An 819-nucleotide genomic window follows, 5' to 3' on the forward strand; every position below is an offset into this window, starting at 1 on the left:
GCCGCATACCGCGGCTCTCCCCGAGGTGAGCAAGAACGTCTGCCCACTCTCGCGTGCGATGCGTTGCGCAGCGCGCTCCCGATCGCGCGAGGTACCGCTGTGCAGGCGCACGTCGGCACCGAGCTCGGGCAGCAGTTCGCTTAGGGAGCTGTTGCTGTTGGGGAGCACGACCGTGATGCGACGCAGCTCGGGCCAGTACCGACGGGCGTACATCAGGGCCAGCGCGTAGGGGCCGGTGGAGGCCGCGACCACTCCGCGGCGCAGCTGAGGCGGGTCGAGGTCGTCCAGTGCGAGGAAGGCGCCCCTGTACGTGTGGGAGCCCGCGGACTGCAAGCATTCCGCCTTGACGTAGTGCGGTGGCACCTGGTCCTCGCCCCAGGCGGATAACGGGGCTGGCGTCATGGGTGTCGACCTCGCCGCCCCGGCCAAACGTGTCTGGCAAGCGGCGATGATGCTGGGCGGTATGAGTGAGTGGTAATCGATCACGGCGTAATCCGATTTCTGCGTGACCCCTGATGGAGACCACATTCGAGGGGCGAAACGGTTAAGGGTGAAAGAGCGCACCCCGGTGCCACACGGGCCCTCCCCTTACGGCTTCACGCGGCTAAGCCACGCTTGGGGGTCGGTGATTTCGCTGAAAGTCGGGCCCAGACGAGGGTGGGTCCATATGCGATTGAGCTCGGTTACCTTGGACTCCAAGGAGCTGAAGAACTGGCCGCCCTCGCTGGCGATCTGTCGCTGGGTGCGCCGCTTGGCGCGCATGAGCGGTAGGTCGGCCCGTCTGCGGTACGCGCGGGATCGCGGCGCACGTTCTTCATC

Annotated in this window: 1 protein-coding gene and 1 pseudogene; both read right to left on the reverse strand. The window is 66.7% G+C overall.

The window, feature by feature from the left end:
• On the reverse strand, nucleotides 1-528 hold a 528-nt coding region (locus tag KUM32_RS40845), incomplete at its 3' end, for a pyridoxal-phosphate dependent enzyme (RefSeq protein ID WP_302185261.1).
• A 60-nt stretch (nucleotides 529-588) separates the two neighbouring features.
• A pseudogene (locus KUM32_RS40850) lies at nucleotides 589-819 on the reverse strand (hypothetical protein); the annotation flags it as partial.

The organism is Streptomyces sp. AC627_RSS907 (genome assembly GCF_019049165.1).